The 19,791-nt window shown below is 72.9% G+C and carries 21 protein-coding genes, 1 tRNA gene, 1 pseudogene and 1 riboswitch; of the genes and pseudogenes, 7 read left to right on the top strand and 16 right to left on the bottom strand.

Annotated elements, in window-relative coordinates; all coding sequences use genetic code 11:
• Positions 1-188 precede the first annotated feature (188 nt).
• The 5 genes from ACIQCH_RS18850 to ACIQCH_RS18830 all read right to left on the bottom strand — a co-directional run bounded on the left by ACIQCH_RS18850 (position 189) and on the right by ACIQCH_RS18830 (position 5,345).
• Complete coding sequence (locus tag ACIQCH_RS18850) at positions 189-2,786, bottom strand: SpoIIE family protein phosphatase (protein WP_402582157.1); 2,598 nt, start codon at positions 2,784-2,786, stop codon at positions 189-191.
• Between the two features lie 232 nt (positions 2,787-3,018).
• Positions 3,019-3,447 carry an ATP-binding protein gene (locus ACIQCH_RS18845; RefSeq protein WP_402582156.1) on the bottom strand — a complete coding sequence of 143 codons (429 nt, stop codon included), beginning with the start codon at positions 3,445-3,447 and terminating at the stop codon, positions 3,019-3,021.
• Between the two features lie 265 nt (positions 3,448-3,712).
• Positions 3,713-4,141, bottom strand: a complete 429-nt coding sequence (locus ACIQCH_RS18840) for a (deoxy)nucleoside triphosphate pyrophosphohydrolase (RefSeq protein ID WP_402582154.1) — start codon at positions 4,139-4,141, stop codon at positions 3,713-3,715.
• 51 nt (positions 4,142-4,192) lie between these two features.
• Positions 4,193-4,378, bottom strand: coding sequence for an SPOR domain-containing protein (locus tag ACIQCH_RS18835; RefSeq protein WP_030206049.1), 186 nt, complete (start codon positions 4,376-4,378; stop codon positions 4,193-4,195).
• Positions 4,379-4,592: 214 nt separating this feature from the next.
• Positions 4,593-5,345, bottom strand: a complete 753-nt coding sequence (locus ACIQCH_RS18830; RefSeq protein WP_030206046.1) for a GntR family transcriptional regulator — start codon at positions 5,343-5,345, stop codon at positions 4,593-4,595.
• A gap of 150 nt (positions 5,346-5,495) precedes the next feature.
• On the opposite strand from ACIQCH_RS18830, the gene ACIQCH_RS18825 reads away from it, so the two are divergent.
• A complete protein-coding gene (locus tag ACIQCH_RS18825) occupies positions 5,496-6,755 on the top strand; it encodes a serpin family protein (protein WP_402582151.1) in 1,260 nt (419 codons plus the stop codon).
• Positions 6,756-6,783: 28 nt separating this feature from the next.
• On the top strand, positions 6,784-7,392 hold the full coding sequence (locus ACIQCH_RS18820; protein WP_402582149.1) for a dihydrofolate reductase family protein: 609 nt from the start codon (positions 6,784-6,786) through the stop codon (positions 7,390-7,392).
• 39 nt (positions 7,393-7,431) lie between these two features.
• Here the strand turns inward: ACIQCH_RS18820 and ACIQCH_RS18815 are convergent, their stop codons facing one another.
• The 4 genes from ACIQCH_RS18815 to ACIQCH_RS18800 are packed head-to-tail and all read right to left on the bottom strand — an operon-like array spanning position 7,432 to position 10,781.
• The gene (locus tag ACIQCH_RS18815; protein ID WP_402582148.1) at positions 7,432-8,169 is read right to left on the bottom strand and encodes a DUF1707 domain-containing protein; all 738 of its coding nucleotides are present in this window, start codon (positions 8,167-8,169) and stop codon (positions 7,432-7,434) included.
• 16 nt (positions 8,170-8,185) lie between these two features.
• Positions 8,186-9,142 (bottom strand): ATP-binding cassette domain-containing protein, encoded by a 957-nt coding sequence (locus tag ACIQCH_RS18810; protein WP_402582146.1) that lies wholly within the window; start codon positions 9,140-9,142, stop codon positions 8,186-8,188.
• A 15-nt stretch (positions 9,143-9,157) separates the two neighbouring features.
• Positions 9,158-9,922: an ABC transporter permease gene (locus ACIQCH_RS18805; protein WP_402582168.1), complete on the bottom strand. Its 765-nt coding sequence runs from the start codon at positions 9,920-9,922 to the stop codon at positions 9,158-9,160.
• Positions 9,923-9,977: 55 nt separating this feature from the next.
• Entirely contained in the window at positions 9,978-10,781 is an 804-nt protein-coding gene (locus ACIQCH_RS18800; protein WP_402582166.1) for an ABC transporter permease, read from the bottom strand.
• Positions 10,782-11,124: 343 nt separating this feature from the next.
• Between ACIQCH_RS18800 and ACIQCH_RS18795 the strand changes: the two genes are divergently transcribed.
• On the top strand, positions 11,125-13,548 hold the full coding sequence (locus ACIQCH_RS18795; protein WP_402582144.1) for a transglycosylase domain-containing protein: 2,424 nt from the start codon (positions 11,125-11,127) through the stop codon (positions 13,546-13,548).
• Here the strand turns inward: ACIQCH_RS18795 and ACIQCH_RS18790 are convergent.
• The 3 genes from ACIQCH_RS18790 to ACIQCH_RS18780 all read right to left on the bottom strand — a co-directional run bounded on the left by ACIQCH_RS18790 (position 13,493) and on the right by ACIQCH_RS18780 (position 14,750).
• On the bottom strand, positions 13,493-13,813 hold the full coding sequence (locus tag ACIQCH_RS18790) for a multidrug efflux SMR transporter (RefSeq protein ID WP_030206014.1): 321 nt from the start codon (positions 13,811-13,813) through the stop codon (positions 13,493-13,495). The genes ACIQCH_RS18795 and ACIQCH_RS18790 overlap by 56 nt on opposite strands.
• Before the next feature lie 31 nt (positions 13,814-13,844).
• Positions 13,845-13,913: riboswitch (guanidine-III (ykkC-III) riboswitch) on the bottom strand.
• A 98-nt stretch (positions 13,914-14,011) separates the two neighbouring features.
• Positions 14,012-14,353 (bottom strand): co-chaperone GroES, encoded by a 342-nt coding sequence (locus tag ACIQCH_RS18785; RefSeq protein ID WP_030206010.1) that lies wholly within the window; start codon positions 14,351-14,353, stop codon positions 14,012-14,014.
• Between the two features lie 76 nt (positions 14,354-14,429).
• The gene (locus ACIQCH_RS18780) at positions 14,430-14,750 is read right to left on the bottom strand and encodes a DUF3618 domain-containing protein (protein ID WP_402582142.1); all 321 of its coding nucleotides are present in this window, start codon (positions 14,748-14,750) and stop codon (positions 14,430-14,432) included.
• A gap of 106 nt (positions 14,751-14,856) precedes the next feature.
• On the opposite strand from ACIQCH_RS18780, the gene bcp reads away from it, so the two are divergent.
• The 4 genes from bcp (at position 14,857) to ACIQCH_RS18760 (ending at position 16,913) form a co-directional block, all read left to right on the top strand.
• Positions 14,857-15,324, top strand: coding sequence for a thioredoxin-dependent thiol peroxidase (gene bcp / locus ACIQCH_RS18775; protein WP_402582140.1), 468 nt, complete (start codon positions 14,857-14,859; stop codon positions 15,322-15,324).
• 141 nt (positions 15,325-15,465) lie between these two features.
• Complete coding sequence (locus ACIQCH_RS18770) at positions 15,466-16,104, top strand: HNH endonuclease signature motif containing protein (protein ID WP_402582138.1); 639 nt, start codon at positions 15,466-15,468, stop codon at positions 16,102-16,104.
• On the top strand, positions 16,101-16,787 hold the full coding sequence (locus ACIQCH_RS18765) for an HNH endonuclease (RefSeq protein ID WP_402582136.1): 687 nt from the start codon (positions 16,101-16,103) through the stop codon (positions 16,785-16,787). Before ACIQCH_RS18770 ends, ACIQCH_RS18765 begins: the two co-directional genes overlap by 4 nt.
• Before the next feature lie 42 nt (positions 16,788-16,829).
• Positions 16,830-16,913: transfer RNA gene (locus tag ACIQCH_RS18760), tRNA-Leu, on the top strand.
• A 55-nt stretch (positions 16,914-16,968) separates the two neighbouring features.
• On the opposite strand, the gene rdgB is transcribed toward ACIQCH_RS18760, so the two are convergent.
• The 4 genes and pseudogenes from rdgB to ACIQCH_RS18740 form a co-directional block, all read right to left on the bottom strand.
• On the bottom strand, positions 16,969-17,571 hold the full coding sequence (rdgB, locus tag ACIQCH_RS18755; protein WP_402582134.1) for an RdgB/HAM1 family non-canonical purine NTP pyrophosphatase: 603 nt from the start codon (positions 17,569-17,571) through the stop codon (positions 16,969-16,971).
• A 67-nt stretch (positions 17,572-17,638) separates the two neighbouring features.
• Positions 17,639-18,040 carry a hypothetical protein gene (locus tag ACIQCH_RS18750; protein WP_402582165.1) on the bottom strand — a complete coding sequence of 134 codons (402 nt, stop codon included), beginning with the start codon at positions 18,038-18,040 and terminating at the stop codon, positions 17,639-17,641.
• Between the two features lie 226 nt (positions 18,041-18,266).
• Positions 18,267-18,992 carry a ribonuclease PH gene (gene rph, locus ACIQCH_RS18745; RefSeq protein ID WP_402582132.1) on the bottom strand — a complete coding sequence of 242 codons (726 nt, stop codon included), beginning with the start codon at positions 18,990-18,992 and terminating at the stop codon, positions 18,267-18,269.
• A gap of 265 nt (positions 18,993-19,257) precedes the next feature.
• A pseudogene (locus ACIQCH_RS18740) lies at positions 19,258-19,494 on the bottom strand (glucose PTS transporter subunit EIIB); the annotation flags it as partial.
• Positions 19,495-19,791: the final 297 nt, after the last annotated feature.

Here is a 19,791-nt window from a genome sequence, read left to right as displayed (position 1 = left end):
CTGCGGCAGGCCCACCCCTGGGGCTTCGGGGGCTCCGCCCCTGGCCTGCGGCCACCCCAGGCCCGGGCCTGCCTCCGGACCAGCCTGCCCTACCGGCTCAAGCGCCTTCCCCACACACCACGGGGCGGCCGACTCCCGTGAGGTGGTGACCCGGGTGTTGGATGCCTGGTGGGGTTTCGCGGAGTGGCCTACCCGTACAGGTCCAGCAGTTGCTCGGCCGACAGTTCGGCCGGGGAGACCTCGGCGGCGCCCGGGAGGGCCAGGTCGAACCAGACGGTCTTGCCCCTCGGGGTGCGGCGGCTGCCCCAGCCGGTGCTGAGCAGTCCGACCAGTTGGAGCCCGCGGCCGCCCTCGTCCGTGTCGCGGGCCCGGCGGCGGCGGGGCTGTACCAGTCCGCCGTCCCACACCTCGCACACCAGGGTCCGGTCGAGGAGCAGCCGGAGCCGGATCTCCCCCTCGCCGTACCGCAGGGCGTTGGTGACCAGTTCGCTGACCAGCAGCTCGGTGGTGTCGACGAGGCCCTCCAGGCCCCAGGACAGCAGGCGCTGGCGGGCCAGCTCGCGGGCCCGGCCCACCGAGCGGGGTTCGCGCGGCAGGCTCCAGTCGCCCACCGCGTCCGGCGGCAGGCCCTGGACGCGGGCCATGAGGAGGGCGATGTCGTCCTCGCCGTGCCGGGTCTCCAGCGCGTTCAGGACGTGGTCGCAGACGTCCTCCAGGGGCTGGGAGGGGTCGCGCAGGGCTTCGCGCAGCCCGCGCAGGCCCTCGTCGAGTGTGTGGCCGCGGGATTCGACGAGCCCGTCGGTGTAGAGGGCGAGCAGGGCGCCTTCCGGCAGTTCGACCTCCACCTCCTCGAAGGGCTCGCCGCCGACGCCCAGGGGCATGCCGGGTGGGACCTCCAGCAGGAGCGCGCCGGAGTCGCCTCTCTCGACGAGGACGGGCGGCATGTGGCCGGCGTTGGCGATGGTGCAGCGCCGGGTGACGGGGTCGTAGACGGCGTAGACGCAGGTGGCGAGGTACACCTCGGCGAGGTCGGCGTTCGCCGGGGTGGTGCCGCCGGCGCGGGAGCGCGTCCGGGAGGGGGCGTGTTGGGCGCCGTCGGGGCCGCCCAGGCCGCGGGCGACCTCGTCGAGGGCGGCGAGCACCTCGGCGGGTTCGAGGTCGAGCAGGGCGAGGGTGCGCACGGCGGTGCGGAGCTCGCCCATGGCGACGGCGGCGCGCAGGCCGCGGCCCATGACGTCGCCGACGACCAGGGCGGTGCGGTGGCCGGGCAGCTGGATGACGTCGAACCAGTCGCCGCCGACCTCGGTGGCGGTGTTGCCGGGGAGGTAGCGGCAGGCGATGTCGAGGCCGGCGGCCTCGGGGTCGCCGGGCGGCAGCAGGCTGCGCTGGAGGATCAGGGCCCGCTCGTGCTCGCGCCGGTAGAGGCGGGCGTTGTCGATGGAGACGGCGGCGCGGGCGGCGAGCTCGACGGCCACGGCCCGGTCGCGTTCGCCGAAGGGCTCGCTGCCCTTGGTGCGGGAGAACTGGGCGAGGCCGACCACGGTGTCGTGGGCCACCATCGGCACCACGAGGGTGGACTGCACGAGGTCCTCGGGTCCCGCGCCGTGGACCAGCCGGGGCCGGGCGGTGCGCAGGGCGAGCGCCCCGGCCGAGGACGCCCGGTAGCGGTGGATCTCCCCGACGGCCACGGCGGCGCCGGTGCCGGACAGCGGTGCGTCGGAGACGGCGCTGGCGAAGGCGACCCGGCGCAGCGGGGCGGAGGGCAGCTGGCCGCCGCTGGTGGCGGCCGACGGGGCGGGGCCGGCGGCGGCGGAGCCGTACGGGCGCTGTGCGCCGGGGGCGAGGCCGGGCAGGCGTACGGGCCCGTCCTCGTCGCCCTGGAGGAGCCCCTGATACAGGTCGACGGCCGCGAGGTCGCAGAAGCCGGGCACGGTGACGTCGAGGAGCTGGCGGGCGGTGGTCTCGAGGTCGAGGGAGTTGCCGATGCGGGCGCCGGCCTCGTTGAGGAGGGCGAGGTTGCGGCGGACCCCGGCGGCCTCGCGGGCGGCCAGGTGGCGGCGGGTGACGTCGGTGCCGACGCCGGCGACGCCGACGGGGCGGCCGGAGCCGCCGTGGACGCGGTAGAGGTTGATGGACCAGTGCCGGGCCTCGCGGCTGCCGGGGGCGGTGCCGACGATCTGGAGGTCGACGGCGGGCTCTCCGGTCTCCAGGACCTTCTTCAGGGCCGCGGTCATGCGGTCGGCCTCGCGGCGCGGGAGGTAGTCGTGGACGGTACGGCCGCGGTGGTCCTCGGCCGCACCGCCGAAGACGGTGGCGAAGCGGCGGTTGGCGCGCTGCACGGTGAGGTCCGTACCGAAGAGAAGAAAACCGAAGGGAGATTGTCCGAATATCGCCTGCGAGGCCGCGAGGTCGGACTCGATCTGCCGCAGGGCCTGGACGTCGACCACGACGCACAGCGCCGCCCGGTCGCCGTCCTCGGTCTCGGTGGGCATCACGTAGATCTCGGCCACGCCGTGCGCGCCGCCGCCGTCGGGGATGCGGAACGGGACCAGGCCGGTCCATTCCTTCCCGTCGAGGATCTCGGCGACCTTGCGGTGGCCGCCCGGGCGCAGGTCGGCCGGCATGAAGGCCTCCACCGGGTCGCGCCCCACGGCATCGGCGGCGGGCAGGCCGAACAGCTCCTCGGCGCGCAGGCTCCACCGGTCCACCAACCCGTCGGGCCCGATCGAGAAGGAGGCGACCCGTATGTAGTCGTAGATCGAGCCGGGCGGACTGCTGTGCCACATGGATTCACGCCATGTTTCCGCAGGCACGCGGGTGGATTCTCCGGGCACGTGGGTCTCTCGTGCCTGCGCAGGTATTTCGCTCACGCGACCGTCCCCTCCAGCTCACCGCAACCGGACCGGCCATGACCGAAGTATTCAGCACCACGGCCCCCGCCGGTACGGCGTTCACGATCACAGCAAGGTCTCGGTGGTGCGACGGCTCGTCCCGTGATCGCCGGCTACCTCCACCTCTTTACTCACCAGGCAGGGCCAATTCGAACCACACGGTCTTGCCGCTGTCTCCGTGGCGCGTCCCCCACCGCTGGGACGAGACCGCCACCAGGTGCAGTCCCCGGCCCCCTTCGTCGTCCGTGCCGGCGGTGCGTTCCCGTGGCGGATCCGGAAGCGGATCGGAGACCTCCACGAGCAGCGCCGGACGGCCCGGGGAACCGTCGCTGGCCGAATTCTGCCGTACCAGGCGCACACCGATGGGGCCGGAGGCGTACCGCAGGGAGTTGGTCACCAGCTCGCTGACCAGCAGGACGGTCACGTCGCCGACCGAGTCGAGGCCCCAGGACCGTAGCGCTCCCCGTACGGCGTGCCGAGCGGTGCGCACCGCTCCGGCCTCGGCGGGGAAGGCCCACTCGGCGCAGTCGCCATCGGTGTCGATCACGCCGATCACTTCCCGGGCCGCCTACGGACCCCAGTCCGGATGTACAGGGGGACGAGATTGGGATTAATAGCGACATACCCGATATCCGGGCGTCGTACCGCCCCAGCCCCCACAGCTCGGCGCACTGTGGCACGAACGGCGTACGGTCCCGGCCCCATGCGCCCCGCCGTGCGCTGCCACGCTCAGTGCGTCGCGCCCGGCCCGTCGCGCCCGGTCAGTCCCGCTCGGGCCGCCGCGCTCGGGCCGCCGCACTCGGGCCGTCGCGCCCGGCCGCTCAGTCCGTGGCGCCCGGCCCGGCAGCTCGGCCCGCCGCGGCGCGCAGCCGGCGGCCGGCCTCGGCGACGGCAGGGCGGTCCTGGTCGAGCCAGTCGACGGCGTCCAGCTCGTCCGGCCCGAGCCAGCGCAGCTCGTCGTGGTCCTCCAGCGGCCGCGGCTCGCCCGAGACCAACCGGGCCGTCCACACGTGCAGGACCAGCCCGGGCTTCAGGGGCCATGCGCCGGGAATGCGCTCGAGCGGCTCGGCCTCGACGCCGAGTTCCTCGCGCAGCTCGCGGACGAGCGCCTCGCGCGGGCTCTCGCCCGGTTCGGCCTTGCCGCCGGGCAGCTCCCAGCGCCCGGCCAGCTCGGGCGGGGCACTGCGCCGGGCGGCCAGCAGGCGACCCTCATGGCAGACGGCTCCGCCCACGACCACGCGTTCAGTCATGGGCGGAGCCTATGCGATCGGCCGTCCGCCGATCGGTGGCGCTCTGCTCGCTCAGTTCCGGGTGACGGTCTGTCCGATCCGCTCGATCCAGTAGAGCTGCTTGTGGCCGCGGTCCTCGAGACTGTCGGCGACCTTCTGGGCCTCGGCCCGGGTGGCGTACTGGCCCACCCGGTAGCGGTTTCCGTTGTCGTCCTGCCGTATCACCAGCCACGGGAGCACGGCACCGCTGTCGTTCATCGCGCTTCACCCTCCGCCGCGGGGCATGCCCAGGAAACCGCACTACGCATATGCCTGACCTTACGCCCGACCTTCACGCAGCGGATACGGGTTTTCACGAAGAGGTACCTCGGGGGCGTATGCATCCGGCCATGCGTACGACTGCGCCGCGTGCGCCCGCGTACGCCCCGCCCTCCCCAGGCGGCGCGGGAGACCCCTGCGCGGGGTCCCTCGGTCAGCGCACGGGGAGGTGGTAGGAGACCCGGTAGCGGTCCGCGGGGACGATCACGTCGGCCGTCTCCACCGCGCGCCCGGACGCGTAGTACGTCCGCCCGATCACGAGCACCACGTGCCCGGGGACGCCGCCGAGGGCCAGGGTCTCCTCCGCCAGGCCCGGCCGCGCCCCGACCTCCTCGACCACGTTGTCCACCACGACGTCGATGGCCGCCATGCGCTCCACGACCCCGCAGCCGCCCAGCGGGCCCTCCTCGGGGAGCATCACCGGCGTGCGCCCGGTCAGCGCGAGCGGCTCCCAGGACGTGGAGAGCATCATCGCCTCGCCCGCGTCCCGGAACACGTACCGCGTGCGCATCACGCGGTCGCCGGGCTCGATGCCGAGCCGCTCGGCGATGTCCGGCGGCGCGGCGGTCTGCGCGCTGCTGGACTCCCAGGTGCCGCGGGCGCCGCCCTCGGCCTGCTCCTGCCGGAAGGGGGTGGTCGGCCCGCCCGTGCGGTATCCCGAGCGGGCCACCCGTCTGGGCACCGGCTGCTCCCGTACGTACGTGCCGGAGCCCGAGCGGCCCTCCACGAGCCCCTCGGCCATGAGCACCTTGCGCGCCTCGAGGGCGACCGTGTCGGAGACGCCGTACTCCTCGCGGATGCGGGCCTGCGACGGTAGCCGGGTATGCGGGGGCAGGGACCCGTCGACGATCTTCCGCCGGAGATCTCCGGCGACGCGCAGGTAGGCCGGCTGCTCACCGAAAGTCACGGGCCACTCCCATCAGGTTGACAGACAGCAACAGCCTGGCAACCGTGGGTTGTCGCCCGCAAGCAAAGGCCAATGTTTCACTCGAAGTAGTGATCACCGGGGTCCCAAACCCGTTGAAAAGCGATGCCGACGCGTATGACGATCACGACCATGCCACCCCACCACCGCCCGACCCCGCACGCCGTCAACCGCCTGACCCGGCGCTGGTCACGCACCGTCGACCCGGCCCGCGGCACGGTGTTCGCCGCGCCCGGCCTGTGGCCGCTGCTCGCCCTCCTCGCGGGCGGCGCGACCGGCCCCGCCCGGGAGGAACTGGAAGAGGCCCTCGGCCTACCCGCCGCCGACGCCGCCCCCACCGCCCGGGAACTGCTCGGCCACCTGCGCGCCGTCCCCGGCCTCGGCGCCGCCCTCGGCGTGTGGACGGGAGACGACGTCCCCGTCCGCCCGGAGTGGGCCGCGGGCCTCCCCGACGGCACCCACGGGACCCTCACCGGCGACCCCGACACCGACCGCGCCGCGCTGGCCGCGTGGGCGCACGCACACACCGACGGCCTGGTGGGCGCCCCGCCCACCGGCCCCGCGGCGGACGTCAAGATGCTGCTGGCCTCGGCCCTTTCGCTGCGCACCATCTGGACCGAACCCTTCGGCGAGACCCGGTTCCAGGCCTCGGACGGCCCCTGGGCCGGGCAGGACTGGCACGGCCTCTTCCGCCGGACCCCGCACCACGACCGGGTACGCGTCGCCGACACCCCCGCCGGCCCGCTGACCCTCGCCCGGATCGGCGGCGACGCGGGCGTGGACGTCCACCTCGTCCTGGGCACACCGGACGCCCGCCCCGGCGACGTCCTCGACCACGGCACCGCCGCGGCCACCGGGGCCCTGCCCTCGACCGCCGGCGACCGGTTCGGCACCGGCAGCCCGGGCCCCGGCCTGACCGTCTCCACCGTCGAGTCCCCCTACCCCGAGCCGCAACTCGACCTGTCCACCGTGGCCTTCGGCATCCGCGCCGAGCACGACCTGCTCCGGCCCGCGACGCCCTTCGGGCTCGACGCCGCCCGGGACACCCGCACCGGACACTTCCCCGGCATCAGCTCCACCCCGCTCGCGGTCGGCTCCGCCCGCCAGAACGCCCTCGCCGAGTTCCACGCCCACGGCTTCCGGGCCGTGGCGGACACCGCCGTCGCCATGGTGGGCGCCGGCCTCCCGAAGGTGCGCCACCGGGTGCGGCGGGTCCGGGCGGACTTCGACCGGCCGTTCGGCTTCCTCGCCGTGCACCGCACCAGCGGGCTGGTGCTGGCCGCCGGGTGGGTGGCCGAGCCGACCCCCTACCCCGCCGAGGGCGTGGGGCGTTTCCGCCGGCGCCGCCCCGGCGCCCTCACCGCTCGAGGCCCGCTCAAGCCGCGCTCGTAGCACGGGATCCGTCCGGCATGCTGGGGCCATGCCCAAGCTCGTGTACTTCATCGCCAGCACGCTCGACGGCTTCATAGCCGGCCCCGACGGCACCGACCCGACCGGCCCCGGCGGCTTCTGGGCCCCGGCCGAGGACTACATCAAGCACCTCGTCGCCGAGTACCCCGAAACCCTCCCGGGGCCGGCCCGCGCCGCCCTCGGCATCACCGCCGAGGGCACCCGCTTCGACACCGTCGTCGAGGGCCGCAAGAGCTACGAGATCGGCCTGGCCGTCGGCGTCACCGACGCCTTCCCGCACCTGCGCCACCTCGTCTTCTCCCGGACGCTGACCGAAAGCCCCGACCCGCGCGTCGAACTCGTCTCCGGCGACCCCGTGGCCGTCCTCCGGGAGCTGAAGCAGGGCGACGGCAAGGACATCTGGCTGGTCGGCGGCGCGGAGCTGGCCGGAGCCCTCTACGGCGAGATCGACCGCCTGATCGTCAAGCTCAGCCCGCTCACCATCGGCGCCGGCATCCCGCTGTTCGGCCGCTCCACGCCCTTCGAGCCCGGCATGTGGGAGCTCACCGACCACACGGTCCTCGCGGCGGGCGCCGCCTTCCTCACCTACGACCGGCTGCCCGGCACCCCGCAGGTCTGACCCGTGGGGCCCGGGCCCCACGGGTCCCGGGCCCCCGGCTCACAACTCCTTGCGCGGCGCCCCGTCCCGGCCGCCCGCCTCCAGGTCCTCGTCCCGGCCGCCCTCCTCCAGGCCCCTCGCCTTCCTCAGGGCCTTCGACAGCTTCGACTGGCCCTTCAGCGGCCTGGTGCGCACCTCGACGCCGCCCCAGAACGCGAACCCCGTCACCACCAGCCGCGGCGCCCGCGGATCGACGGGATGGTCCGTCCGGCGCACGCCGAACCCGCCCATCACGCCCAGGCCCCGCATGTCCACCTCGACGCCCGGCGGCACCGTGATCTCTATGCCGCCCATGACCGCGACGCAGTTGACGACCACCTCGCGCGCGGCGAAGTCCGCCTCCCGCAGGTCGATCTCACCGCCGCCCATGACCGCCACCGCGTTGAAGCGCTGCGGCACCGTCCACCGGCCCTTGCGCTCGAAGCCCGACATCACGGCGACGGCCGTGCTCGACGTGCCCTGACCGCCGATCCGGCCCGGCCAGGAGGCCGCACCCGGCTCGACCGCACGGTGCTCGGCCGACCCGACCGGCGCGGGCGGCGCGACCGGCGGCGCCCCCGGCAGGTCCCGGGTCAACGGCGCCAGCTCCCCGTACGTACGGGACGTGTAGGCCGCCTCCAGCCGCTCCTCGAACTCCCCCATGTCCAACCGCCCTTCGGCCAGGGCGTCGCGCAGGCGCTCCACCACCAGCTCCCGGTCGGCGTCCGAAGCCCGCAGCTCGGGCAGCTCCTCGCTCATGCGCCCAGGGTAGGCGCTACCCGCCACCCCCTGCGTACATCCGTGCGATCACGTCCTCGATGTCCGGCTCCCGCACCGACAGGTCCGACAACGGGTACCGCGCCGCCACCGCGGCCACCAGCGGCGCCGCCGACTGCGAGGCCGGGAACGCCAGCCACTGCCGCGGCCCCTCCACCTTCACCGTGCGCGCCCCCGGCACCACCACCGGCGGCAGCTCCCGCTCCAGGTCCACCACCAGGGTCCGCTCGCCGCCGCCCGCCCCGTGCAACCCGCCGAGCGGCCCGTCGTACACCAGCCGCCCGTGGTCGATGACCATCACCCGCTCGCAGAGCTGCTCGATGTCCTGCAGGTCGTGCGTCGTGAGCAGCACCGTCGTCGCCCGCTCGGCGTTCAACTCCCGCAGGAACCCCCGCACCCTGGCCTTGCTGACCACGTCCAGCCCGATGGTCGGCTCGTCCAGGTACAGCACCTCCGGATCGTGCAGCAGCGCCGCCGCGATGTCCCCGCGCATCCGCTGCCCCAACGACAGCTGCCGCACCGGTACCTCCAGCAGCCCGGCCAGGTCCAGCAGTTCGACGCACCGCTCCAGGTTCTGCCGGTACCGGGACTCCGGGATCCGGTACATCCGCCGCACCAGCTGGTACGAGTCCCGCAGCGGCAGGTCCCACCACAGCGTCGTGCGCTGCCCGAACACCACCCCGATGCGGTGCGCGAGCCGGGTGCGCTCCCGCGCCGGATCGATGCCGGCCACCCGCAGTCGCCCGCCACTGGGCGTGAGGATGCCCGTGAGCATCTTGATGGTGGTGGACTTGCCGGCGCCGTTGGGCCCTATGTAGCCCACCACCTCACCGCGCGGCACCTCGAAACTGATCCCGTCCACCGCCCTGACCTGCCGCTTCTCCCGCCGGAACAGACCCGTCCGGCGCCGCACGTCGAAGACCTTCGCCACGCCGTCCACCTCGATCAGCGCCACCTCGCACCCTCCTCCTCAGCTCCCCGTACTCCGGTACGCCCTGATCCCCGCCCGCCACGCCAACGACGCCGGCACCAGCGCCACCACCGCCACCACCGGACTCGCGTACGCCGCCCAACCCGGCAGCCCCACCGGATCCGGACGCCCCAGGACGTGCAGCGCCGGCACCCAGTTGACGAACGCCAGCGGCACGACGAACGTCACCCCGCGCACCAGCTCGCGCGCGAACACGCCCGGCGGGTACTGCAGCATCGTCGTGCCCCCGTACGTGAAGGAGTTCTGCACCTCCGCCGCGTCCCCCGCCACGAACTGGAACGCCGCCCCCGCCACGAACACCGCCGCGAAGATCGCCGCCCCCGCCACCACCATCACCGGCACCAGCAGCACCCGCCCCGGTGTCCACGCCACGTCCACCACCGCCAGCGCCCACCCCAGCACCACCAGCCCCTGGCTGATCCGCCCCACCCGGCGCAGCGCGAACCGGTCCGCCGCCAGCTGGGCGAACACCGGCACCGGCCGCACCAGCATCGTGTCGAGCGAACCGTCCCGGATCCGCGCCCCGACCCGCTCGCTGTTGCCCAGCAGCAGGTCCGCCAGCCCCAGCGAGACCGAGCTGGTCCCGTACAGCAGCGCCACCTCCGGCAGCGAGAAGCCGCCCAACCCGTCCACGTGCCGGAACATGATGAAGATCGCCACGAAGTCCAGCGCGTTCAGCACCGCGCTGCCGGTCGCCGCCAGGGCGAACGAGGCCCGGTACGCCATCGTCGAGCGCACCCACATCGCCACGATCAGCCCGTACCCGCGCAGCCCCCACACCGCCCGGGCCACCGGCCCCTCAGCCACCCTGGACCACCACCTTGCGCGTCGCCGCACCCTGCAGCACCCGCCCCGCCCCCAGCAGCACCACCGCCCACGCGGCCTGGAAGCCCAACGCCCCCAGCGCCGCCCCCGCCCCCGCGTGCGTACCCATCAGCACGTCCAGCGGCACCTGCAGCATCGCCGCCCACGGCAGCAGCCGCACCACCTCGCCGAAACCGCCCGGGAACACCGTCAGCGGCAGCACCATGCCCGAGCAGAAGATCGACGCCAGCGACGCCAGCATGTTCACCCCCACCCCGTCCAACAGCCAGAACGCGCACAACCCGACCAGGTAGCGCACCGCGAAACCCACCACCAGCCCCAGCACCACCGACACCAGGAACAGCAGCCACCGCGCCGGCCGGGACGGCAGCGCCAACTCGAACGCCAACGCCCCCGCCACCAGCGGCACCACCCCCCGCCCCAGCAACTGGAACACCGCCCGCCCCAGGTCCCCCGCCAGCCACCACAGTTGGAGATCCGCCGGCCGGTACAGGTCCACCGCCACGTCCCCCGTGCGGATCCGCTCCTGCAACTCCTCCTGGAACCCGCCGCCGATCAGCGCCCCCGCCGCCAGCAGCGACTGGCTCACCCACACGAACGTCAGCGCCTGCGCCCGGTCGTAGCCACCCAGCCCCGGCCGCTGGTCCCACAGCGCGACGTACGTGTACGCCACGATGAAGCCGAACACCGTGTTCGTGAACACCCCGGCCGCCGTGGCCGTCCCGTACGTCGCGTACCGGCGGAAGCCGCCCGCCGCCACCGCCCCGTACAACCGCAGCGGGGCGAGGGCGCTCCCGGCCCGCCCGGAACGCCCCGCTCCCGATTCCGGACCGTTGTTCACCCTCGCTCGCCACCTCGTATCCCGACCCGGACTCGTTGTCCATGTGCGTACCGGTACCCGCGACCACCGGCCCCCGAGCCGGTCCGGCCCGGTGCCCGACGAGCGCGCCGCGCACCGTTCCTGAGGCCCTGTCAGCCAAAGCGAGCGAGCTTAGTGCGCCGGGGGGACCCGCGCGACCGAATATCGGCCGACCGGGACGCGACGGTGTTCCATTGGGTGCAGATGCACAAATATCGCCCGTACGGGCGACAGATGATCCGGCCGAGGAGTCCCTGGAGTCATGAGCGACGAGTCACCGCAGCAGGGCTGGGCCCCCCGGGACCCGGACCGGCCCGCCGGCCCCACCCCCGGCGAACGCGCCGCGGACACCCCGCCGTCCGCCACCGGCCGGCCCGGCAGGCCCCCGCGCACCGGCTGGCGCCGCCTCCTGCCCACCTGGCGGATGCTGCTCGGCGGCCTCCTCCTGCTCCTCCTCCTCGTCGCCGGCGCCCTCATCGCCGGCTACCTCCTCGTCGACATCCCGCCCGCCAACAAGGCCGCCACCGCCCAGAGCAACGTCTACCTCTACGCCGACGGCAGCCAGCTCGCCCGCGACGGCGAGGTCAACCGCGTCAACGTGCCCCTCTCCCAGGTCCCCAGGACCGTCCAGCAAGCCGTACTCGCCGCCGAGGACCGGGACTTCTACTCCGAACGCGCCGTCGACCCCAAGGCCATGCTGCGCGCCGCCTGGAACACCGTGACCGGCAAGGGCAAGCAGTCCGGCTCCACCATCACCCAGCAGTACGTCAAGAACTACTACCTGGGCCAGGAACAGACCATCAAACGCAAGGTCAAGGAGTTCTTCATCGCGATCAAACTCGGTCGCGAAGAGTCCAAGGAGGACATCCTCGAGGGCTACCTCAACACCAGCTACTTCGGCCGCAACGCCTACGGCATCCAGGCCGCCGCCCAGGCCTACTACGGCAAGGACGTCAGCAAGCTCACCACCGCCGAGGGCGCCTACCTCGCCACCCTCCTCAACTCCCCCAGCACCTTCGACGTCGTCGCCCACCCCCAGCAACGCGGCCGCGCCCTCGCCCGCTGGAACTACGTCCTCGACGGCATGGTCAAGAAGAAGTGGCTCACCCCCGCCCGACGCGCGGCCATCACCTTCCCCGAACCCGGCAAGGTCCGCGCCCCCTCCGGCATGTCCGGCCAGCGCGGCTACCTCGTCGAGACCGTCAAGGACTACCTGATCGACAACGAGGTCATCGACGAGTCCGACCTCGCCGCCGGCGGCTACCGCATCACCACCACCATCGACAAGCGCCGCGAGAACGCCTTCGTCAAGGCCGTCCAGGACACCCTCCTCGACGACCTCGACCCCGCCGAACGCCCCGAGGACCGCACCGTACGCGCCGGCGGCGTGTCCATCGACCCCGCCACCGGCAAGGTCGTCGCCCTCTACGGCGGCATCGACTACACCAAGCAGTACGTCAACAACGCCACCCGCCACGACTACACCCCCGGCTCCACCTTCAAGCCCTTCGTCTTCACCGCCGCCGTCCAACACGACTCCACCACCCAGGACGGCCGCCGCATCACCCCCAACACCCTCTACAACGGCGACAACGAGCGCCCCGTCCAGGGCTCCGCCATCGCCTACGCCCCCGAGAACGAGGACCAGCGCTCGTACGGCGAGATCACCGTGCGCTCCGCCACCAACCTCTCCGTCAACACCGTGTACGCGCAGATGGCCGTCGACGTCGGCACCAGGAACGTCAAGCAGACCACCATCGACATGGGCATGCCCAAGGACGTGCCGGGCTTCCACGCCGTCCCCTCCATGGCACTCGGCACCCTCCAGGCCAGCGTCCTCGACATGACCCAGGTCTACGCCACCCTCGCCGACCACGGCCGCCACACCCCGTGGACCATCGTCGACAAGGTCAGCAAGGACGGCGACGCCCTCCCCCTCCCCCGACGCACGCCCAAGGAGGCCGTCGCACGCGAGGCCGCCGACACCACCACCTCGATCCTCGAATCGGTCGTCGAGAGCGGCACCGGCACCGCCGCCCAGGCCGCCGGCCGCCCCGCCGCCGGCAAGACCGGCACCGCCGAGGACGACAAGGCCGCCTGGTTCGCCGGCTACACCCCCGACCTCGTCACCGTCGTCTCCGTCATGGGCCAGGACCCCGACACCGGCGCCCTCGAACCCCTCTACGGCGCCCTCGGCCAGGCCCGCGTCAACGGCGGCGGCTACCCCGCCCGCATCTGGGCCGACTACACCGCGGCCGCACTGGCCGGCACCGAACCCACCGAGTTCGACCTCGAACTCCAGCCGGGCGCCGTGTACGTACCCCCCGCCGAACCCACCCGCACCCGCGGCCCGGACCGCGAACGCCCCGGCCAGGACCAAGGCCCGACCCAGGGCCAGGACCAGGGCCGCACCCAGGGCCAGGACCAGGGCAACGGCAACGGCAACGGCGGGAACGGCAACGGCGGCACCACCGACCAGGGTCAGGACCAGGGCCAGGACCAGGGCCGCACCACCGGCCGGACCGGCGGCCAGGACCAGGGCGGCACCACCGACGGCGGCACCACCGACGGCGGCGGCACCACCACCGGCACCACCGGAGGCACCACCACCGGAGGCACCGGAGGCGGACCTAGTGCCCCGAGGTCGCCTTCAGCCCCACCACGGCCACCAGCAACAGACAGATGAAGAAGATCCGGGCGGCGGTCGCCGGCTCACCCAGCACCACCATGCCGAGCACCGCCGCACCGGCCGCACCGATGCCCACCCACACCCCGTACGCCGTACCGATCGGCAACGTCTTCGCCGCGTACGACAGCAGCACCATGCTCGCCACGATGCCGGCACCGGTGAACACGCTCGGCCACAGCCGCGTGAACCCCTCCGTGTACTTCATACCGATCGACCAGCCGACCTCGAGCAGACCGGCGACGAAGAGCAGGACCCAGGCCATGACGGCACCTCCGAAACGAGCGCGGACAAGCGGTGCGTCGTCTTGTCGTACCCGGTACGGCGCGTCTCGTCGGGGTTCCCCGCCACCGTAGCAAAGCAACGCCGAAGGGCCGGTGACAGACGTCACCGGCCCTTCGCGATGCCTGGGGCACGAGGGCCCGGGGGCCCGGGGGCCCCGAGATCCGGATCTCCGGCGAAGCTAGAGGTACAGGCCCGTGGAGTCCTCCGAGCCCTCCAGCCGCTCCGCGGCCACCGCGTGCAGGTCCCGCTCGCGCATCAGCACGTACGCCACGCCCCTGACCTCGACCTCCGCCCGGTCCTCCGGGTCGTACAGCACCCGGTCACCGGGCTCCACGGTCCGCACGCTCTGACCGACCGCGACCACCTCGGCCCAGGCCAGCCGCTTGCCCACCGCGGCCGTCGCGGGGATGAGGATGCCGCCGCCGGAGCGCCGCTCCCCCTCGGGAGAGTCGGACCGGACCAGCACGCGGTCGTGCAGCATCCGGATGGGCAGCTTGTCGTGGGTGGGGTTCTCGCTCACGATCCGAACCTACCCGCCCCACCGGCCCGTGCACCCCGCAGGGTCACGGACCGCCGCGCGCCCCCACCGCGACGCGTCACGCGCGCTTGCGCCGTACCGACACCGCGAGCAGGCCCACGACGCCCACGGCCAGCAGCGCCACCGGCACCACCCGCTCCAGCCGCGGCTGGCCGTCCTCGTGCCGCAGCCCGGCCTTGAAGTCCGTCACCACCCGGTTGACCGCCACGAACGCCCGGCCGACCGTCTCGTCGACGGACGCGGCGACCCGCGCCTTCGCGTCCCCGATGATCGTCTGCGGGTGCATGCGCACGCCGATCTCGTCGAGCGTCTCGGCGAGCGCCGCGCGCCTGCGGATGATGTCCGCCTCGATCTGAGCGGGGGTCCTGGCATCCGACACCGCGCTGCCTCCGTCGTGGTCGTATGGGTGGGCGTAGTCCGACGTGGACAGTCTGTCAGCTTACGCTCGATGCCGTACGGATCCCCTCCCTAGGAGACTTGAGGACATGAGCGAGCGACTCCAGCCGGGCGACACCGCGCCCGCCTTCACCCTGCCCGACGCCGACGGCAACGCGGTCTCGCTCGCGGACCACAAGGGCCGCAAAGTGATCGTGTACTTCTACCCGGCCGCGCTGACCCCGGGCTGCACCAAGCAGGCCTGCGACTTCACGGACAACCTCGAGGTGCTGGCCTCCGCCGGCTACGACGTCATCGGCGTGTCCCCCGACAAGCCGGAGAAGCTGGCCAAGTTCCGCGAGAAGGAGCACCTGAAGGTCACCCTGGTCGGCGACCCGGAGAAGGAGGTGCTGACGGCCTACGGCGCGTACGGCGAGAAGAAGCTCTACGGCAAGACCGTCACCGGCGTCATCCGCTCCACGGTGGTCGTCGACGAGGACGGCAAGGTCGAGCGGGCCCTCTACAACGTCAAGGCCACCGGCCACGTAGCGAAGATCATCAAGGACCTGGGCATCTGACCCCGGCCCCCTCGGAAGGGCCCGCGCCGAAACACAACCGGCGCGGGCCCTTCCGCATACCGTGCGTAACCGTCCCGGGTGCATCCCGTTACTCCAAGCGAGTGGCCGCACATCCGAGCGGCCGGAGAACCGGAGTACGCCATGCCGACCAGCCCGTACACGAGAGCCCGCCTCGCCGAAGCCGCCCGCACCTCCCGCACCCTCACCGAAGCCCTCACCCACCTGGGCCTCGACCCGAAGAGCGGCTCGCGCCGCTACATCCGCACCCGGATGCAGAAGCTCGGCGTGGACACGTCGCACTTCGAGCGCGAGGGCGAGAAGTGGACCCGCGAGGTCCTCGCGGAGGCCGTGGCGGCGTCCACGACCATGCGCGAGGTACTGAGCCGCCTCGGCCTGGACATCGTGGGCGGCCACCACACCCACATCAGCCGCAAGGTGCAGGCCTTCGGCATAGACACCTCGCACTTCAGGACCCGCTCGACGGGGAGCCGCTCAAGGCCGCCCAAGGCGCCGGCGGAGCTCCTGGTGGCACTGGAGCCCGGACACGGGCGCGTTCCGGGCGACCGCCTCAGGCGGGCGATGACCGCACTCGGAACGGAGGAACGGTGCGCCAGGTGCGGCATAGAAGCCACCTGGCGCGGACGGCCGCTGCGACTGGAAGTCGATCACGTGGACGGCGACTGGCGGAACAATCAGCCGACGAACCTGCGCTTCCTGTGCCCCAACTGCCACTCGACGACGGACAGCTATCGAGGGCGCGCGAAGGGACGGCGGCGATGAGCTCCGGAAACACCTACACCCGGGAGCGCCTCGCGGAAGCCGCGGCCCGGTGCACGAGCATCGACGAGGTCATCGAGTTCTTCGGCACCAAGCGCTACGCCACGCTCGACCGCTACCTCGTCAACCGGTTCCGCACGTTCGGAATCGACATCACGCACTTCGGCCCCCGCAAGGGTGGACGGCTCACGAAGCCGCCAACGGGTGCCCTGCGCACCGCCGTCGAGGCCTCGACGTCGATCGCCGAAACCCTCCGCCGACTGGGCCTGTCGGTGTCCGGCCACACGCATCAGGCCCTCAAGGCCTGGATCCGCGAGGAAGGGCTCTCCACCGGCCACTTCCTGGGCCAGGCGCACCAGAGGGGCAAACCCGGCCCCACGCCGAAGCGGTCCGCCGAGGCCGTGCTGGTCAGACACGACAACCCCCGGCGCACGAAGACCCCGCTCCTGCGCCGAGCCCTGCAGGAGGTGGGCGTACAGGAGTGCTGCGCCGAATGCGGCACCCCGCCGGAGTGGCTGGGTCTCCCGATGACACTGGAAGTCGACCACGTCAACGGCGACTGGCGTGACGACCGGATGGCGAACCTGCGACTACTCTGCCCCAATTGCCATGCCCAGACGGACACGTGGTGCGGGAGACGCCGACGCAAGGCGGTCGCCCACGGGACCGGTGCAGCCGTAGACTGACCGCAGCCAGACCGGCCCGATGTCCGAATTGAGCCGGTTAGGGCGGTCGTGGTGGAATTGGCCTACACGCAACTTTTAGGTAGTTGTGGGAGTAATCCCTTGAGGGTTCGAGTCCCTCCGACCGCACACGACGAAGGCCCCGGTTCGATCCGAACCGGGGCCTTCGGCCTACCCGAGGGCCTCAGGCGAGGAGGTCCTGGACGACCGGGACGAGGGCGCGGAAGGCCTGGCCCCGGTGGGAGATGGCGTTCTTCTCGGCCGGGGTGAGTTCGGCGCAGGTGCGGGTCTCGCCGAGGGGCTGGAGGATCGGGTCGTAGCCGAACCCGCCGTTGCCGGACGGGGCGTGGCGGAGGGTGCCGAGCAGGCGGCCCTCGACGACGCGCTCGGTGCCGTCGGGCAGGGCGAGGGCGGCGGCGCAGAAGAAGTGGGCGCCGCGGTGGGCGTCGTCGATGTCCGAGAGCTGCGCCAGGAGCAGGTTCAGGTTGGCGGTGTCGTCGCCGTGGGCGCCGGCCCAGCGGGCGGAGAAGATGCCGGGGGCGCCGTTCAGTACGTCCACGCACAGGCCCGAGTCGTCGGCGACGGCCGGCAGGCCGGTGGCCCGGGCCAGGGCGTGGGCCTTGAGGAGCGCGTTCTCGGCGAAGGTGACGCCGGTTTCCTTGACGTCCGGGATCTCGGGGTAGGCGTCGGCGCCGACGAGCTCGTGCGGGAGGCCGGCGCCGGCGAGGATGGCGCGCAGCTCGGTGACTTTGCCCTGGTTGCGGGTCGCGAGGATGAGGCGGGTCATGCCCCGATTATCCGGGGCACCACCTCGCGTCCCGTCCGTCGGTCCCGGCGCGCGGTCCTCGGCCGGGTCAGTTCGGGGAGCAGACCTTGGTGATCTCGCCCGCGGCGTCGGCGACGGGGGTGACGTCGGGGTTGACGTTGCCCTGGTCGATGGCGGTGCGGACGTTCTTGACGGCGGCGTTGAGGTCGTCGACGGCCTTGCCGAGGTCGGCGTTGTCGGTGTTGGAGCTGATCTGCTTCAGGCTCGTGTCGATCTGGTTGAGGGCGTTCTGGGCGTCCTGGGGGCTGTTGCCGGCCTGGGAGACGGCCTGCTGGAGGTCGCCGACGGCGTCGGCTATCGCCACGGCGGTGTTGGCGCAGTCGAGGGCGGTGCTGATCGCGGAGCAGGCGGTCACGGCGGTGAGTGCCGGGACGGCGAGGAGTGCGGTGGCGACGAGCTCGGCGGTGCGGTGCCGGCGGCGCAGGGCCATGTGGTTCCCCCCAGGTTCGGCCCGTGTGTGCGGGTCGTTGTCGATCGTGCGGCGTTCATCGTGCGTGGTGCGTGGTGCGTGGTGCGTGGTGTTCGGGTGGTGCGTGGTGCGGCGTTCGTCGTCCGTGTGTGCGTACGGGCGCACAGCGTCGGACTGTGCGCCCGTGTGCGTCAGGACGCGGCTGCGGGGCCGGACGGTTGCGGGCCGTCGGCGGCCGTGCCCGGGGTCAGATGCCGAGGGCGGTGCGCTGGATGGCTTCGAGGTCGGCGCAGCCGCCGGCGGCGAGGTCGAGGAGGGCGTTGAGTTCCTTGCGGTCGAAGGGCTCGCCTTCGGCGGTGCCCTGGACCTCGACGAAGCGGCCGTCGCCGGTGCAGACGACGTTCATGTCGGTCTCGGCGCGGACGTCCTCCTCGTAGCACAGGTCGAGGAGGGGGGTGCCGTCGACGATGCCGACGGAGACGGCGGCGACGGTGCCGGTGAGGGGCTTGCGGCCGGCCTTGACGAGCTTCTTCTGCTGGCCCCAGGCGACGGCGTCGGCGAGGGCGACGTAGGCGCCGGTGATGGCGGCGGTGCGGGTGCCGCCGTCGGCCTGGAGGACGTCGCAGTCGAGGACGATGGTGTTCTCGCCGAGGGCCTTGTAGTCGATGACGGCGCGCAGGGAGCGGCCGATGAGGCGGGAGATCTCGTGGGTGCGGCCGCCGATCTTGCCGCGGACGGATTCGCGGTCGCCGCGGGTGTTGGTGGAGCGGGGCAGCATCGAGTACTCGGAGGTGACCCAGCCTTCGCCGCTGCCCTTGCGCCAGCGGGGGACGCCTTCGGTGAAGGAGGCGGTGCAGAAGACCTTGGTGTCGCCGAAGGAGATGAGGACGGAGCCCTCTGCGTGCTTGCTCCATCCGCGTTCGATGGTGACGGGGCGGAGCTGGTCGGGGGTGCGGCCGTCGATGCGAGACATGGGTCGAGCCTAGCCGTTGGCGGCCGGGGACCTGCTCGGGTGGTGCGGGGCGGTCGGTGCGTGGTGCGGGGCGTTCGTGGCGAAGGCCCCGGCCGGGCGGTGCCGGGCGGGGCCTTCGTACGGGGTGAGGGGAGGCGCGGGGTGCGGTGGAGTGCCCGGGTCGGGGGGCGGGTCCGCCGTGGTCCCGTCGCCTCGGCCCTCGGTCCTGGGTCTCGCGCGCGGGGCGGCGAGGGGGTGGGACGGGTGCCGAGCCGGTGGGCTCAGGTCACATCATGTCCTCGATCTCGGCGGCGATCGGGTCGGCGTCGGTGCCGATGACGACCTGGACGGCGGTGCCCATCTTGACGACGCCGTGGGCGCCGGCGGCCTTGAGGGCGGCCTCGTCGACGAGGGCGGGGTCGGCGACCTCGGTGCGGAGGCGGGTGATGCAGCCCTCGACCTCTTCGATGTTGTCGATACCGCCGAGCCCGGCGACGATCTTCTCAGCCTTGGTGGCCATGTCTTCTCCCTGTGTCTGTCAGGAACGGGTCCGGGTGGCGGTGCGTGCCCGTCGGTGTGTCGTCGTCGGTCCACGGGTGTGGGTCCGGCCGTCGGTGGTGTCTTCGGCGTCGGTACCGTGCGTGTCCGCTGTGTCACGGTAACGCACGGTTGGCCTATCTACGCGCGCGGTGGTGCGAGGTCTGCCGAAAGATGACGATCAGCCGCGGACCGCCCCGAGGGGCTCCCGCGCGGACCGTATCACCGACTGGTCTACACCAGTGTGCGGCAACCGCCAAACCTGGGCCGGAGGGAGGACGCT

Origin of the sequence: Streptomyces sp. NPDC093225, from assembly GCF_044753805.1 — a bacterium.
In the GTDB taxonomy this organism is placed as follows: domain Bacteria; phylum Actinomycetota; class Actinomycetes; order Streptomycetales; family Streptomycetaceae; genus Streptomyces.
Note: the sequence above shows the minus strand (reverse complement) of the source record. Positions and strands in the feature narration are given on the sequence as shown.

Bases quoted from the DNA above. Each gene is read 5' to 3' on its own strand.
- ACIQCH_RS18850 (WP_402582157.1), bottom strand. From the start codon at position 2,786: ATGTGGCACAGCAGTCCGCCCGGCTCGATCTACGACTACATACGGGTC.
- ACIQCH_RS18840 (WP_402582154.1), bottom strand. From the start codon at position 4,141: ATGACTGAACGCGTGGTCGTGGGCGGAGCCGTCTGCCATGAGGGTCGC.
- ACIQCH_RS18835 (WP_030206049.1), bottom strand. From the start codon at position 4,378: ATGAACGACAGCGGTGCCGTGCTCCCGTGGCTGGTGATACGGCAGGAC.
- ACIQCH_RS18825 (WP_402582151.1), top strand. From the start codon at position 5,496: ATGCCACCCCACCACCGCCCGACCCCGCACGCCGTCAACCGCCTGACC.
- ACIQCH_RS18820 (WP_402582149.1), top strand. From the start codon at position 6,784: ATGCCCAAGCTCGTGTACTTCATCGCCAGCACGCTCGACGGCTTCATA.
- ACIQCH_RS18815 (WP_402582148.1), bottom strand. From the start codon at position 8,169: ATGAGCGAGGAGCTGCCCGAGCTGCGGGCTTCGGACGCCGACCGGGAG.
- ACIQCH_RS18805 (WP_402582168.1), bottom strand. From the start codon at position 9,922: ATGTGGGTGCGCTCGACGATGGCGTACCGGGCCTCGTTCGCCCTGGCG.
- ACIQCH_RS18795 (WP_402582144.1), top strand. From the start codon at position 11,125: ATGAGCGACGAGTCACCGCAGCAGGGCTGGGCCCCCCGGGACCCGGAC.
- ACIQCH_RS18790 (WP_030206014.1), bottom strand. From the start codon at position 13,813: ATGGCCTGGGTCCTGCTCTTCGTCGCCGGTCTGCTCGAGGTCGGCTGG.
- bcp (WP_402582140.1), top strand. From the start codon at position 14,857: ATGAGCGAGCGACTCCAGCCGGGCGACACCGCGCCCGCCTTCACCCTG.
- ACIQCH_RS18770 (WP_402582138.1), top strand. From the start codon at position 15,466: ATGCCGACCAGCCCGTACACGAGAGCCCGCCTCGCCGAAGCCGCCCGC.
- ACIQCH_RS18765 (WP_402582136.1), top strand. From the start codon at position 16,101: ATGAGCTCCGGAAACACCTACACCCGGGAGCGCCTCGCGGAAGCCGCG.
- rdgB (WP_402582134.1), bottom strand. From the start codon at position 17,571: ATGACCCGCCTCATCCTCGCGACCCGCAACCAGGGCAAAGTCACCGAG.
- ACIQCH_RS18750 (WP_402582165.1), bottom strand. From the start codon at position 18,040: ATGGCCCTGCGCCGCCGGCACCGCACCGCCGAGCTCGTCGCCACCGCA.
- rph (WP_402582132.1), bottom strand. From the start codon at position 18,992: ATGTCTCGCATCGACGGCCGCACCCCCGACCAGCTCCGCCCCGTCACC.